This window comes from Brevundimonas sp. TWP2-1, from assembly GCF_049897645.1.
Taxonomy (GTDB): domain Bacteria; phylum Pseudomonadota; class Alphaproteobacteria; order Caulobacterales; family Caulobacteraceae; genus Brevundimonas.
Map to the genome: position 1 here is coordinate 1 of NZ_JAFCWR010000001.1, position 14,083 is coordinate 14,083.

The window sequence follows — 14,083 nt, forward strand, 5'->3', positions numbered from 1 at the left end:
GGAAGTGGGGCGACCCATGAAGCTTACTGGTACTAATAATCCGATCGGTTTGATCGTTTCTCAGCAAAACTCATTCGATGATTGCTCCTTGACCGAAGCAATCTCAGACAATGTCTTCTCATCATCCGCTGTCCGCCTGGTTGACCTGGTGGCTATGTCGGAGGTTCCCCACCCGATCCCATTCCGAACTCGGTCGTTAAGCCCTCCAGAGCCAATGGTACTTCGTCTCAAGGCGCGGGAGAGTAGGTCGCCGCCGGGTCTACCAGGCGGACAGCAGATGATGATAAAAAACACCGCAAACGCGGTCCTTCTCGAACCGTTCTTCCTTCACGACACTACCGCTTGCCGCGGGATGGAGCAGCCCGGTAGCTCGTCAGGCTCATAACCTGAAGGTCGTAGGTTCAAATCCTACTCCCGCACCCAAGAATACCTCACATTCCGGCGTGAGACTCTGATCTGAAGAAACCCCACGCGCTACGGCCGTGGGGTTTTTCTGCGTCATGGGCGCTCCCCAAACCAACAGGACGGCGGCTGTGACGTGACACCCTGAAACTCCTCCAGCAATAGCTGGAGGGCGCGTAGGCAGCAGGGACGTGTCGGAGGCCAGGCGTCTGAAGGCGCTGGAGGGTGGAGAACGCCAAGCTCAAGCGGATGCTGGCGGACTCGATGCTGGACAACGTCGCGCTGAAAGATCTGCTGGGGGAAAAGTGGTTACGCCCGCTGCGCATCGAGCGGCGGCGGCGCACCTCCAGTCGGTCTATGCGATGAGCTAACGTCGGGCCTGCCGGGTGCTGGGCGCTGATCGGACGAGCGTGCGCTATCAGGCGACGCGACCGAACGACGGCGTCCTGCGGGATCGACTGAAGGCTCTGGCTCGGGAGCGTCGGCGGTTGGGCTATCGCCGCGTGCACGTGATTCTTCGGCGCGAGGGCCATGCGGTCAAGAAGCGGGTCCAGCGGATCTACCTCGAGCAGAAGTTGACCGCGCGTCGGCGCGGCGGGCGCAAACGGGCCATGGGAACTCGGCGTCCGCTGGCGATTCCTCTGGCCGCGAACCAGCGCTGGTCGCTCCACTTCGTATCGGATCAGATGACTGACGGGCGGCGCTTCCGCATCCTGATGGTGATCGAACCGAAGGCCGGCGTAGCCACAACTGCACGCGGGAATACCTCGGCCTCGTCGCCGACACCTCGCTGTCGGGCCGACGGGTAGCGCCCGAGCAGGACGCCATTATCCTTCGACGAGGGCGACCTGAGACGATCATCGGCGACAACGGCACGGAGTATAGGTCCAAAGTCATCCTGGCCTGGGTCGACGACGTCGGCGTGGGCTGGCACTGCATGGCCCGGGCAAACCCTGGCAGAACGGCTTCAACGAGAGCTTCAACGGCCGGCTGCGCGACGAGCCGCTTCCGATCCCTGCCGCACGCCCGTGGCGTGCTTGAGGCCTGGCGGCGCGACGGCAACGAAACCCGGCCGCACTCGAAGCTAGGATGGCTGACGACCAAGGCCTACGCACAGGCGCTCACAGGACAGAGCGGCCGGTCTGGTGCGCTGGTTAATAGCTGCTCAGACCAGCCTATTGCCAACCCCGCCAACACCAGTTCAGATCACCAAAGGACCCTCATTATGGCTGGATGAGAAACGGGGGTCACGTCACTTCTTCACCCGTTTTGACGGAAAGTTGCTCCGCGCGCACCGTGCTTCCAAGGGGAGGAAAAAGGCATGACGAATGCGGAACTGAGCGTGGCCTTCTTCCTGCAGATGGCCGTGATCATCGCTGTCTGCCGCATCGTCGGCTGGCTGGCCAAACGTTACCTCGGCCAGCCGCAGGTGGTGGGCGAGATGATCGCCGGGGTGATCCTGGGTCCGTCGCTGTTCGGCCTTCTGGCGCCCGATCTTCAGGCGGCCCTGTTTCCCAAGGAATCGAAATCCATCCTGTTCGTCGGCGCCCAGTTGGGCGTGGGCCTCTATATGTTCCTGGTCGGGCTGGGCTTCCGGCGCGATCACTTCAAGGCCAATGCGAAAAGCGCGGCGGCCGTGTCGTTGGCGGGGATGGCGGCGCCCTTTCTGATCGCGGTGGCTATTGCGCCCTGGCTGGTCAGCCAAGGCCTGTTAGGTCAGGGCATCCAGACCTGGCAGGCCATGCTCTTCATGGGCGCGGCCATCTCGATCACCGCCTTCCCCATGCTGGCGCGCATCATCCATGAGCGGGGTCTGAGCGGTACGCGGCTGGGTTCGCTGTCGCTGGCAGCCGGGGCCATCGACGACGCCGGCGCCTGGTGCGTTCTGGCCATCGTCCTGGCCAGCTTCGGCGCAGGGCCGATGGTGGCGGTGATGGCCATCGCGGGCGGCGGCGCGTTCGCACTGTTCATGCTGACGGTCGGACCGAAACTGCTGGCGCCGCTGGGCCGCATCGTCGAGCGTGAAGGGCGGTTGAGCCCCACGGTGCTGGGGATCGTGCTGATCCTGTTCATGCTCAGCGCCTGGGCCATGGACGCGGTCGGCATCCACGCCGTCTTCGGCGGCTTCATCCTGGGCGTCGCCATGCCGCGCGGCCTGCTGAGCCAGGAGGTCAAGCTTCAGTTGGAGCCGTTCGCGGTGCTGGTTCTGTTGCCGATGTTCTTCACCTTCTCAGGCCTGAACACCCAACTGACCATGGTCAACAGCCTGGGCCTGCTGGCCGTGACCGCCGTCATCCTGCTGGGTTCCATACTGGCCAAGGGCGGGGCCTGCTGGGCCGCCGCGCGCCTGACGGGCCAGGACAACGCCACGGCCATGGGCATCGGCGCCCTGATGAACGCCCGGGGCCTGATGGAGCTGATCATCATCAACATCGGCCTGCAGCGCGGCATCATCGGCCCGGCTCTGTTCTCGATCCTCGTGCTGATGGCCATCATCACCACCCTGATGGCCTCGCCCCTGTTCGAATGGGTTTACGGCAGGAAGGCGCGCCGGCGAGGGGAACTGTGCCAGGTGGCCGACGAGGAATCCTGAGGCGATAGGACCACGCCGGCCTTCGATTTCCGTCCAGGCGCCCTCAATTTTATGAATCCTTTAGGCGCACGGCGAGGACTCACATCGCGCCATTACGTGGCTCCATGGTCCTGTCCCGCTCCAACTTGAGCGAGGAGGCCGGATTGGCCGACGTGATCTTTCTGGCGGTGGGGGCAGGGGCGTTCGCCGCCTTCGCCCTGCTCGCCACAGCATTGAAACGGGTATGACGATGATCGCCATGCTCTGGGGAGCGGGGGCGGTCGCCGTCGCCGTTTACATGGTCGCGGCGCTGCTGCGGCCCGAGCGGTTCTGAAGAACCGGGACGGAATTCATGAACATTCAAGGATGGGGCGAGATCGCCCTGACCCTTGGGCTGGCCGTAATGCTCGGCTGGCCCATCGGCATTTATATGTCGCGCGTCTGGAACGGCGAACGGACCTGGCTGGACCCGGTGCTGAAGCCGGTGGAGGCCGTCTTCTATGGCGCGGCCGGCGTCGATCCCAAGCGCAGCCAGGGGTGGCTGGGCTATGCCGGCGCCCTGCTGGCCTTCAACCTGGCGGGCTTCGTCCTGCTGTATGCCATCCTGCGTTTGCAGGGCGTGCTGCCGATGAACCCGCAGGGGTTTGAGGGCGTGTCGCCGCACCTGGCCTTCAACACCGCCGTCAGCTTCGTGACCAACACCAACTGGCAGAGCTATGGCGGGGAGACGACCCTGTCGACCTTCAGCCAGATGGTGGGCCTGACGGTGCAGAACTTCGTTTCGGCCGCAACCGGCGCGACCATTGCGGCCGCCCTGGCGCGGGCCTTCGTCGCCAATCGGGGCGAGGGCGTCGGCAACTTCTGGGCCGATCTGACTCGGACCACCCTCTATGTGCTGCTGCCCGCCGCCCTGATCCTGGCCGTGACCCTGGCGGGTCTCGGCATCGTCCAGAGCCTGGCGGCCAACGTCCATGCGACCGGCGTCGAGGGCGGGTCGCAGACCCTGCCGCTGTTCCCGGCGGCCAGCCAGGTCGCCATCAAACAGTTGGGCATCAACGGCGGCGGCGTGTTCAACGTCAACGGCGCCCATCCGTTCGAGAACCCGAGCGCCATCACCAATCTGCTGAGCGCCGTCGCGATCAACGTCATGGGCTGGGCTGCCTTCTTCGCCTTCGGCCGCACGGCCCTGGCGGGACGCGACATCAAGGCCTTGGCTGCGGCGGCCCTGATCATCCTGACCGTCTCAAGCGCGGCCATGTATGTGATCGAGACCCAGCCGGCCCCGTCCCTTGTCGCAGCCCAGGTGGACGCCTCGGTGAACATGGAGGGCAAGGAGGTCCGCTTCGGCGCGCCGGCCTCCACCGTCTGGTCCGTCGTCACGACCGGCGCCTCGAACGGCTCGGTCAACTCAATGCACGCCAGCTACATGCCGCTGGGCGGGGCCTTGCAGATGTTCCTGATGCAGCTTGGCGAGATCCTGCCGGGCGGGATCGGTTCGGGCATCGCCATCATGGTGGTCATGGCCCTGCTGTCGGTCTTCGTCGCCGGCCTCATGGTCGGGCGGACGCCGGAATATCTGGGCAAGAAGATCGAGGCGCGCGAGATCCAGTTCGCCATGATCGCGGTGCTGATCCTGCCGCTTTCGGTGCTGGGGTTCTCGGCGATCTCCGCCGTTTTCCCGACGGCGCTGGCGGGCCTGCTGAACAAGGGGCCGCATGGGTTGTCCGAGATCCTGTACGCCTACACCTCGGCGGCGGCGAACAACGGTTCGGCCTTTGCGGGCCTGACCGCCAACGCCCCCTGGTGGAACACGACCCTGGGGCTGGGGATGCTGTTCGGACGGTTCGTTCCGGCCGTCGCCGTCCTGGCCATCGCCGGCAGCCTGGTGGTCAAGCCCAAGCTGGCGCCCTCCACCGGCACCCTGCCCACCGACAACGGCCTGTTCATCGGCCTTCTGATCGGCGTGATCCTCATCCTCGGCGGCCTGCAGTTCCTGCCCGCCCTCGCCCTGGGACCGATCGTCGAGCACTTCCAGGTGCTCGCGGCGGTCGCCGGCGCCTGATTCCCCGGACATAGAGACATGACACAACTCACATTGGACCCACGCGAGGGCGGCCGTTCGTCGCCCCTCGCGGGCGGGCTATCGGGACAGATGATCGGCCGGGCCGTGGGCGACGCCTTCGTCAAGCTGAACCCCGTCAAACTGATCAAGAACCCGGTCATCTTCACCACCTGGATCGTGGCGCTTCTGTCCACGATCTCGGCTGCGGCGGCCATCGCGGGCGGTCAGTCGGCGGGCTTTGCGGTGCAACTGGCCGTATGGCTGTGGGCCACGGTCCTGTTCGCCAACGTCGCCGAAAGCATCGCCGAAGGGCGGGGCAAGGCGGCCGCCGACAGCCTTCGCGCCACCCGCGTCACGACAAAGGCCAAGCTGATCGTCGATCCCAAGACCGGCACGGTGGTCCCGACCAACGCCTCCGAGCTTGAGGTCGGGTCGATCATCCTGGTCGAGGCCGGCGACGTGATCGCCTCGGACGGCGAGATCATCGAGGGCGTGGCCTCGGTCAACGAGGCCGCCATCACCGGCGAAAGCGCCCCGGTGATCCGCGAAAGCGGCGGTGACCGGTCCGCCGTGACCGGCGGCACCACCGTCGTCTCAGACTGGATCAAGGTCCGCATCACCGCCAAGCCCGGCTCGACCTTCCTTGACCGGATGATCGCCATGGTCGAGGGCGCGGACCGCAGGAAGACGCCGAACGAACTGGCCCTGGCCGTGCTTCTGGCCGGTCTGACCCTGATCTTCCTGATCGCGGTCGTGACCCTGGTGGGCCTTGGCGCCTATTCCGGCGTCGATCTGGATCCCATCGTCCTGGGCGCCCTGTTCATCACCCTGATTCCGACGACGATCGGCGGCCTGATGTCCGCCGTCGGCATCGCCGGCATGGATCGGCTGCTGAAGGTCAATGTGCTGGCCACCTCGGGCCGCGCGGTGGAGGCGGCGGGCGACGTCGATACCTTGCTGCTCGACAAGACCGGCACCATCACCTTCGGCAACCGTATGGCGACCGAGATCATCCCGGTTCCCGGCATGCGTCCGGAAGCCGCTCTGGCCGCCGCCGTCATGGCGTCCCTGGCCGACGAGACGCCGGAAGGCCGGTCCATCGTCGAACTGGGCCGCAACGCCGGCGTCTCGGTCGATCAACCGGCCGGCGCCGTCGCCATCCCCTTCACCGCCGTCACCCGCCAGTCAGGCCTGGACGTCGGCAAGGACAGCTGGCGCAAGGGCGCGGTCGATGCCGTGCTTAAAGACCTGAACCTGACCGACGGTTCGGCGCCGGCCGAGTTCCGCCAGGCCGTAGACCGGATCGCCCGCTCGGGCGGCACGCCCCTGGCCGTCACCCAGAACGGCGCCCTGGTCGGCGTCATCCACCTGAAGGACGTGGTCAAGCCGGGCGTGAAGGCGCGCTTCGCCGACCTGCGCCGCATGGGCCTGCGCACCGTCATGATCACCGGCGACAATCCGGTCACGGCGGCGGCTATCGCCTCGGAAGCCGGGGTCGACGACTACCTCGCCGAGGCGACGCCCGAGGACAAGATGCGCCTGATCAAGGCCGAACAGGCCAAGGGCCGGCTGGTCGCCATGTGCGGAGACGGCGCCAATGATGCGCCTGCCCTGGCTCAGGCCGACGTCGGTGTGGCCATGCAGACCGGCGCCCAGGCCGCCCGCGAGGCGGGCAATATGGTCGATCTCGACAGCGACCCGACCAAGGTCATCGAGATCGTCGAGGTCGGCAAGCAGTTGCTGATCACGCGGGGCGCCCTGACGACCTTCTCGGTCGCCAACGACGTGGCCAAGTATTTCGCCATCATCCCGGCGATGTTCGTGGTCGCCCTGCCGTCGCTGGGCGCGCTGAACGTTATGCGTTTGCACAGCCCCGAGAGCGCCATCCTGTCGGCGGTGATCTTCAACGCCCTGGTCATCGTCGCCCTGATCCCGCTGGCGCTGAAGGGCGTCAAATACCGGGCCATCGGTGCGGGCGCTCTCCTGGGTCGCAACCTGCTGATCTACGGCCTGGGCGGCCTGATCGCCCCGTTCGTCGGCATCAAGCTGATCGATCTCATCATTTCCACGCTCGGCCTGGCCTGATGCGTGTGTCCAAGGACATCTCCATGCGTAAACCTCTCTCCAAAGCTTCCGGCCGCAACGACGCCTGGTTCGCCGCCGCCTGCATCCTGGGCATTGCGGGCCTGGGTCTGTGCAGCGAGGCCAAGGCTCAGGACGTCTCGGCGAACGTCGCCCTGACTTCCGACTATGTCTTCCGCGGCGTCAGCCAGACCCAGGAAAACCCGGCCATTTCGGCCGGGGTCGATCTGACCAAGAACGGCTTCTACGCCGGCGGCTGGGCCTCCAACGTCGATTTCGGCGACGACACCGACGCGGAGGTCGATCTCTACGCCGGCTATCGGCCCGAGGTGGCGGGCTATGCCCTGGACTTCGGCGTGGTCGGTTACCTCTACGCCGGCCAGCCGGACGGCGCCGACTATGACTATGTCGAGCTGAAAGCCGCCGCCTCGCGCGCCGTCGGTCCCGCCATCGTGGGCGCGGCGATCTATTATTCGCCCGACTTCTTCGGCGCGTCGGAAGACGAAGCGACCTATGCCGAAATCAACGGCGCCATCAGCCCGGCCGACAAATGGACACTCTCGGGCGCCGTCGGGCGTCAGTGGGTCTCGTGGGACCTGGACTACACCACCTGGAACCTGGGCGCGGCCTATCAGCTGACCAGCAATCTGGCCTTGGACGTCCGCTATCACGACACCGATCAACATGACTTCGGCGACATCTACGGCGAACGCGCCGTGGCGACGCTGAAGGCCAGTTTCTGAGGCGACGACCATGGTCAACCAACTTCGCCCGGCCCTCGTCATGACGGCCCTGTTCACCCTGCTGCTGGGGCTGGCCTATCCGCTCGCCGTCACGGGCGTGGCACAGGTCGCCTTCCCGGATCAGGCCAACGGCAGCCTGGTGCGCGACGCCGGCGGTCAGGTGGTCGGTTCCTCGTTGATCGGGCAGCCGTTCGCGGGCGCGACCTATCTGCATCCGCGCCCCTCGGCGGCGGGCGACGGCTATGACGCCGCCGCCTCGTCCGGCTCGAACCTGGGGCCGCTGAATCCGGACCTGACGACGCGGGTCGCCGAAACCGCCCAGGCCATTCGCGCCGAGGACGGTCCGGGCGTCATCCCCGCCGATGCGGTGACGACCTCGGGTTCGGGCCTCGACCCGGACGTGTCTCCGGCCTACGCTCGGCTTCAGGCCGCGCGGATCGCCCGCGCCAGAGGCGTTCCCGTGCAGCAGGTCCAGAGTATCATCGACGAGCGGACCGAGGGAGCCTTCCTCGGCTTTATCGGCCAGCCGCACGTCAATGTCCTGATGACCAATCGCGCGCTGGACGCCCGCTTCGGCGCGGAGGGCTGATTGCCCGAGACCGAGGCCGAAACGCCCGCGATTTCAGCCGTTCCGCGCCGCAAGCGCGGGCGGCTGAAGGTGTTTCTGGGCATGTCGCCCGGCGTGGGCAAGACCTACGAAATGCTGCGCGCCGCGCGCCGGCGAAAGGCCGAGGGGCTGGATGTCGTCGTCGGCGTGGTTGAGACCCACGGCCGCAAGGAGACGATGAGCCTGCTGCGCGGCCTGGACGTCATGCCGCGCGCGCCGATCGATCACCGCGACCGCGCACTGATGGAGTTCGACCTGGACGGCGCCTTGGCGCGGCGACCCGAACTGCTGCTGGTCGACGAATACGCCCACTCCAATGCGCCGGGGTCGCGCCATCCGAAACGGTGGCAGGACGTGGAGGAGTTGCGCGACGCCGGGATCGACATCTGGACGACGCTGAACATCCAGCATCTGGAGAGCCTATCCGACGTCGTCCTGCGCATCACCGGGGTGCGCCAGCGCGAAGCGGTGCCCGACAGCGCCCTGAGCGAGGCCGACGACATCGAGGTGGTGGACATCACCCCCGAGGATCTGCGGGCGCGTCTGGCCGAGGGCAAGGTCTATGTGCCCGAGACGGCGCGGGTCGCGTCCGAGAACTTCTTCAAGATCGAGAACCTGACGGCCCTGCGCGAACTGGCCCTGCGCCGCGCGGCCCAGACAGTGGACGATCAGTTGCTGTCGCATCTGCGCGAGCGCGGCGTATCGGGGCCGTGGGCGGCGAACGAGCGAATCCTGGTCCTGGTCGGCGGCGACGCCATGACCGCCTCGCTGGTGCGGACCGGGCGGCGGATGTCGGACATGATGATGGACGCCCCCTGGTCGGTCGCTCATGTCGAACGGCCCAGCGGATCGCGCGCCGACGCCCGCTCGGCAGGCCGCCTGTCCGAGGCCTTCAAGCTGGCCGAGCAGTTGGGCGGACGGCCGGTGACGATCAGCGGCGACGACGTGGTGCGCGCCGTCCTGGATCACGCCCACCGCAACAACGTAACCCAGATCGTCATCGGCAAGACGCGCGGCGGGCGGTTCGCCGAGTGGACCGGTCGGGCGCTGGCGACCGAACTGTTGCGCAAGGCCCAGGGCGTGGCCGTCCACGTCGTGACCGAAGGCGATCTGACGGCGCCCGAAGCCGCGCTCAAGCCCGGTCCCCGAGCGGCGCTGGAATGGCGCGCCTATACGACCGGCGCGGGCTTCGTCGGGGCCGCGACCGGCGTCGCCCTGTTGCTGGACACGCGGTTCGAGCGGGTCGATCTGGGCGTCATCTATCTGGCGGCCGTGGTGGCGGCGGGGGTTCTGAACGGCTTGCGGCCTGCGCTGGCGGCGGCGACCCTGGCCTTCCTGACCTACAACTTCCTCTTCCTTCAGCCGCTCTACAGCTTCCTGATCGGCTCGCCGACGGACGTGCTGACCCTGATCCTGTTCTGGGCCGTGGCCCTGGGGACCGGCGCCCTGGCGGGAAGGGTGCGCGAACAGGCCAGGGCGGCCCAACGTCGCGCCGCCGCCGTCTCGGCACTTCTGGCGGCCAGCCAGACCCTGTCGGCGGGCCAGGATCGCGCGACCACAGCCCGAACCCTGGCTGAACAGGCCTCGGCCGCCGCCGGCGCCGGGGCGGTGGTGCTTCTGCCGGACGAGGACGACCTGGTCCTGACGGCCGCCAGCCCCGAAGGCGTCACCCTGGCCCCCGACGCCATGGCCGCCGCCCGCTGGGCCTGGACCCATGGCGAGGTCACGGGACATGGCACCGGCACCCTGCCGCAGACCCATTGGCGGTTTCAGCCTTTACAGGGCGTGAGCGGCCGGGCCGGCGTGGCGGGCATCGACGCCTCGGCCGTGGCGGCGGGCTCGGACGAGGAACGCCTGGCCATGGCCCTTCTGGATCAGGGCGCGGTGGCGTTGGAGCGGGCCGACCTGGCGGGTCAGGCGCTGGAGACCGAGACCCTGCGTCGCGCCGACCGTTTTCGCGCCGCCCTGATGAACTCGGTCAGCCACGACCTGCGCACGCCCCTGTCCACCGTCCTGGGCTCGGCGACGACCCTGATCGACTATGGCGCGACCCTGAAGCCCGAGGTGCGCGACGACCTGTTGCTCAGCATCCGCGAGGAGGCCGAACGCCTGTCGCGCTATGTCGGCGACCTCTTGGACATGACCCGGCTGGAGGGCGGGGGGCTGAACGTCCGCACCGACTGGAGCGATGTGCGCGACATCCTCAACGCCGCCGCCGACCGGGTGTCGCGCCGCCTGGGCCAGCGCCGCATCACCCGCGACTTCCCGGCCCAGCTCAGCATGGTCGAGGCCGATCCGGGCCTGCTGGAACAGGCGGTGGTCAACATCCTGGAAAACGCCATCGCCTACAGCCCCGACGGCACGACCATCGAACTGGCGGCCTATGAGGATCGCGGCGCCGTCGTCATCTCCATCGAAGACGAGGGGCGCGGCATTCCCACGGCCGAACTGGAACGGGTGTTCGACAAGTTTCGCCGCATGGAAGAGTCCACCGACCGCGCAAAAGGCGCCGGCCTGGGCCTGGCCATCGCCAAGGGCTTCGTCGAGGCCATGCGCGGCCGCATCGCCGCCGCCAGCCCGATCCAGGATGGACCGGACGGCGGCAAGCTGGGCACCCGAATCCTGATCAGCCTGCCCAAGTCCATCGCCACCCACCCGGATCTGCTCTGATGTCCGCCGTTCGCCCCCAGGTTCTGGTCATCGACGACGAGCCCCAGATCCACCGCTTCCTGGCCCCCGCCCTGGACGCCGCCGGCTATGAGCCCCGCCGCGCCGACAGCGGTCAGGAGGGCCTGCGTGCCATCGCCCTGTGGAGCCCCGACGCGGTGGTGCTGGACCTCGGCCTGCCCGACATGGACGGCAAGGACGTGCTGACGCGGGCGCGCGACTTCTACCAGGGACCGATCATCGTCCTGTCGGCGCGAGACCGTGAGGCCGAGAAGATCACGGCCCTGGACCTGGGCGCCAACGACTATGTGGAAAAGCCGTTCGGCGTCGGCGAACTACTGGCCCGCATCCGCGCGGGTCTGCGTCAGGGCGCGCTGACGCCGGTCGCGGGCGGCGTGGTCACGGCCGGCGATGTCGTGATCGACCTGGACCGCCGCATCGTCACCCGCGCCGGCGAGCGGGTGAAGCTGCGGCCCAAGGAATACGACGTCCTGGCCTATCTGGCGCGCAACGCCGGCAAGGTGCTGGGCCATGTCGATCTGCTCAAGACCGTCTGGGGCGCCGGCCATGCCGACGACGTCCAGTATCTGCGTGTGGTCGTGGGCCAACTGCGGCACAAGCTGGAGGCAGACCCCGCACAGCCCGCTCTGCTCGTGACAGAGCCGGGCGTGGGTTACCGGCTAATGAGCTGAATTCACCCAAGACTGCATTCAGTCTGACCCAGACGCCGTCATGAAACAGGCGTCCGGGTCAGGATGTGCAACTCATCAGGCCAGCATGCGCACCTTGGGCTCGCGATCCCACTGGCGGGTGCGGGCGGGGGCGAGGAAGGCCTCGGCGTCCTTGGACAGATCGATTACGCCTGCGTCCGGCTCGACGCCCGCCTTGTCCAGCAGGGGCTGGGCCTCGGGGGTGTGGCCGACAGCCTTGAGGTGACCGAAGGCGTCTTTGGCGAAATCCACCGCGGCGCCTTCCTTCAGCAACTGGGCGCAACCGACGTCGGACAGGACGATGGCGACCGCGTCGAACAAGACAGAAGGGCTGCCGGCCAGCTGACCGTCGGCGGCCAGGGTCTTGCCGCCCTTGAGCTTGGCACCGCCGATCTTGGGCGCGACGATGAAGACCGAGCCGCCGTCGCCCTCGACAGTCGCACGCACGGCGTCGATGACCGCGCCGTCCGAGCCGTCGGCGACCAGGATGGCGACCTTTCGCCCCTTCAGGGTGTCGGGATATTTGCCGACGATGCGAAGCGCAGGTGAGGCGTCCAGATCGATGGGGGCGACGGCTGGTTCCGACGCCTTGGGCAGAGGCAGATTCAGGCCGTCGGCGACGCGCTGGGCCAGCGTCTCGTCGACGTTCTGCAGATTGGCCAGAACGCGCTCACGGACGTGGGACAGAGACACCTTGGACAGTTCGAACACGATGGCGCTGGCCAAGTGGGCCTGTTCGATCTCGGTCTGCGAGCGGAAGAACAGCCGAGCCTGGCTGTAGTGGTCGGCGAAGGTTTCGGCGCGCAGCCGGACCTTTTCGCCTTCGACCGGAACGGGCGCGGTGCGGAAGCCGCCCTTGGGGTCTTCGCGCGGTCCGCCGTCCTCGCCCGCCTCGGCCAGGCTGTTTGGTTCATAGTTGGCGCGGCCCTTGGGGACGGCCATCTGCATATGGCCGTCGCGCTGGAAGTTCTGGAAGGGGCAGCCCTTGGCCTGGTTGATAGGGATCTGGTGGAAGTTGACCGTGCCCAGGCGCGACAGCTGGGTGTCCTGATAGGAGAACAGCCGGCCCTGCAGCAGCGGGTCCTCCGAGAAATCGATGCCCGGCACGATATTGGTCGGCAGGAAGGCGACCTGTTCCGTTTCGGCGAAGAAGTTGTCGGGGTTGCGGTTTAGGACCATGCGACCGATCACGCGGATCGGATGATCCTCCTCCGGCACCAGTTTGGTGGCGTCCAGGATATCGAAGGGCAGGGCGTCGGCCTGTTCCTGGGTGAACAGCTGAACCCCGAACTCCCATTCCGGGAAGTCGCCCTGGTCGATGGCTTCATAGAGGTCGCGGCGGTGATAGTCGGGATCGGCGCCCGCGATCTTGACCGCCTCGTCCCAGCAGGTGGATTGCGTGCCCAGCTTGGGCCTCCAGTGGAACTTCACCAGGGTGGCGACGCCCTCGGCGTTCAACAGGCGGAAGGTGTTGACGCCGAAGCCTTCCATCATGCGCAGGCTGCGCGGGATGCCGCGATCAGACATGGCCCACATGACCATGTGCATGCTCTCGGGCATCAGCCCGATGAAGTCCCAGAAGGTGTCGTGGGCGCTGGCCGCCTGGGGATAGCCCTTGTCGGCCTCCATCTTCACCGAATGGATCAGGTCCGGGAACTTGATCGCGTCCTGGATGAAGAAGACGGGGATGTTGTTGCCGACCAAATCCCAATTGCCCTCGGTCGTATAGAATTTGACTGCAAAGCCGCGCACGTCGCGCGGCGTGTCCACCGAGCCCGCGCCGCCGGCCACGGTTGAGAAGCGTGTGAACAGCTCGGTCTTCTTGCCGACCTCGGTCAGAATCTTGGCCGTGGTGAAGTCCGACAGGCTGTCGGTCAGTTCGAAGAAGCCGTGCGCGGCTGATCCGCGAGCATGAACAATCCGTTCGGGGATACGCTCATGGTCGAAATGCTGGATCTTCTCGCGAAGAATGAAATCCTCCAGCAGGGTCGAGCCGCGCGGTCCGGCCTTCAGCGAGTTCTGGTTGTCGCTGATCGGCACGCCGTGATTGGTGGTGGTGCGGGTCTGCGGCGTGGCGGCGGTCTGGTGAAGCTCGCCGGCGTTGCCGAGCGAGGACGCACCGGCGGGGGTGGGGGTCTTGGCCATCTGGAAACCTTGGGGCGACGGCGTCCACAAAGCGCGGCGCGCATCGTGACCGTAACGTCCCTCAGGGTCGATGGTTCTGCGCGGCATCGTTCA

10 protein-coding genes, 1 tRNA gene, 1 rRNA gene and 1 pseudogene are annotated in these 14,083 nt (G+C 67.0%); 12 read left to right on the forward strand and 1 reads right to left on the reverse strand.

What is annotated here, in order from left to right:
• The first annotated feature begins 144 nt into the window (after positions 1–144).
• The 12 genes and pseudogenes from rrf to ACP7BH_RS00060 all read left to right on the forward strand — a co-directional run bounded on the left by rrf (position 145) and on the right by ACP7BH_RS00060 (position 11,827).
• Positions 145–259: ribosomal RNA gene (gene rrf, locus ACP7BH_RS00005) — 5S ribosomal RNA — on the forward strand.
• Positions 260–346: 87 nt separating this feature from the next.
• A tRNA-Met gene (locus tag ACP7BH_RS00010) sits at positions 347–423 on the forward strand.
• A 152-nt stretch (positions 424–575) separates the two neighbouring features.
• Positions 576–1,516: pseudogene (locus ACP7BH_RS00015) on the forward strand (IS3 family transposase); the annotation flags it as partial.
• A gap of 207 nt (positions 1,517–1,723) precedes the next feature.
• On the forward strand, positions 1,724–2,995 hold the full coding sequence (locus ACP7BH_RS00020; protein ID WP_425984754.1) for a cation:proton antiporter: 1,272 nt from the start codon (positions 1,724–1,726) through the stop codon (positions 2,993–2,995).
• 104 nt (positions 2,996–3,099) lie between these two features.
• Positions 3,100–3,222: a hypothetical protein gene (locus ACP7BH_RS00025; protein ID WP_409719776.1), complete on the forward strand. Its 123-nt coding sequence runs from the start codon at positions 3,100–3,102 to the stop codon at positions 3,220–3,222.
• Positions 3,219–3,308 carry a potassium-transporting ATPase subunit F gene (locus tag ACP7BH_RS00030; protein ID WP_346495235.1) on the forward strand — a complete coding sequence of 30 codons (90 nt, stop codon included), beginning with the start codon at positions 3,219–3,221 and terminating at the stop codon, positions 3,306–3,308. Before ACP7BH_RS00025 ends, ACP7BH_RS00030 begins: the two co-directional genes overlap by 4 nt.
• 18 nt (positions 3,309–3,326) lie before the next feature.
• Entirely contained in the window at positions 3,327–5,036 is a 1,710-nt protein-coding gene (kdpA, locus tag ACP7BH_RS00035) for a potassium-transporting ATPase subunit KdpA (RefSeq protein ID WP_425984752.1), read from the forward strand.
• 18 nt (positions 5,037–5,054) lie between these two features.
• A complete protein-coding gene (kdpB, locus tag ACP7BH_RS00040) occupies positions 5,055–7,121 on the forward strand; it encodes a potassium-transporting ATPase subunit KdpB (protein WP_425984750.1) in 2,067 nt (688 codons plus the stop codon).
• A 23-nt stretch (positions 7,122–7,144) separates the two neighbouring features.
• Positions 7,145–7,861, forward strand: a complete 717-nt coding sequence (locus tag ACP7BH_RS00045; RefSeq protein WP_425984747.1) for a TorF family putative porin — start codon at positions 7,145–7,147, stop codon at positions 7,859–7,861.
• Positions 7,862–7,871: 10 nt separating this feature from the next.
• The gene (gene kdpC / locus ACP7BH_RS00050; RefSeq protein ID WP_409719766.1) at positions 7,872–8,450 is read left to right on the forward strand and encodes a K(+)-transporting ATPase subunit C; all 579 of its coding nucleotides are present in this window, start codon (positions 7,872–7,874) and stop codon (positions 8,448–8,450) included.
• Positions 8,451–11,138 carry a DUF4118 domain-containing protein gene (locus tag ACP7BH_RS00055; protein ID WP_425984745.1) on the forward strand — a complete coding sequence of 896 codons (2,688 nt, stop codon included), beginning with the start codon at positions 8,451–8,453 and terminating at the stop codon, positions 11,136–11,138. It abuts the gene before it with no gap.
• A complete protein-coding gene (locus ACP7BH_RS00060; RefSeq protein WP_425984743.1) occupies positions 11,138–11,827 on the forward strand; it encodes a response regulator in 690 nt (229 codons plus the stop codon). The genes ACP7BH_RS00055 and ACP7BH_RS00060 overlap by 1 nt, the downstream gene beginning before the upstream one ends.
• A 75-nt stretch (positions 11,828–11,902) precedes the next feature.
• On the opposite strand, the gene ACP7BH_RS00065 is transcribed toward ACP7BH_RS00060, so the two are convergent.
• The gene (locus ACP7BH_RS00065; RefSeq protein ID WP_425984741.1) at positions 11,903–13,990 is read right to left on the reverse strand and encodes a catalase; all 2,088 of its coding nucleotides are present in this window, start codon (positions 13,988–13,990) and stop codon (positions 11,903–11,905) included.
• Between the last annotated feature and the right edge of the window lie 93 nt (positions 13,991–14,083).

What these genes read in the sequence shown, in the direction of transcription:
- ACP7BH_RS00020 (WP_425984754.1), top strand. Translation starts at nt 1,724, where the DNA reads ATGACGAATGCGGAACTGAGCGTGGCCTTCTTCCTGCAGATGGCCGTG.
- ACP7BH_RS00025 (WP_409719776.1), top strand. Translation starts at nt 3,100, where the DNA reads ATGGTCCTGTCCCGCTCCAACTTGAGCGAGGAGGCCGGATTGGCCGAC.
- ACP7BH_RS00030 (WP_346495235.1), top strand. Translation starts at nt 3,219, where the DNA reads ATGACGATGATCGCCATGCTCTGGGGAGCGGGGGCGGTCGCCGTCGCC.
- kdpA (WP_425984752.1), top strand. Translation starts at nt 3,327, where the DNA reads ATGAACATTCAAGGATGGGGCGAGATCGCCCTGACCCTTGGGCTGGCC.
- kdpB (WP_425984750.1), top strand. Translation starts at nt 5,055, where the DNA reads ATGACACAACTCACATTGGACCCACGCGAGGGCGGCCGTTCGTCGCCC.
- ACP7BH_RS00045 (WP_425984747.1), top strand. Translation starts at nt 7,145, where the DNA reads ATGCGTAAACCTCTCTCCAAAGCTTCCGGCCGCAACGACGCCTGGTTC.
- kdpC (WP_409719766.1), top strand. Translation starts at nt 7,872, where the DNA reads ATGGTCAACCAACTTCGCCCGGCCCTCGTCATGACGGCCCTGTTCACC.
- ACP7BH_RS00060 (WP_425984743.1), top strand. Translation starts at nt 11,138, where the DNA reads ATGTCCGCCGTTCGCCCCCAGGTTCTGGTCATCGACGACGAGCCCCAG.
- ACP7BH_RS00065 (WP_425984741.1), bottom strand. Translation starts at nt 13,990, where the DNA reads ATGGCCAAGACCCCCACCCCCGCCGGTGCGTCCTCGCTCGGCAACGCC.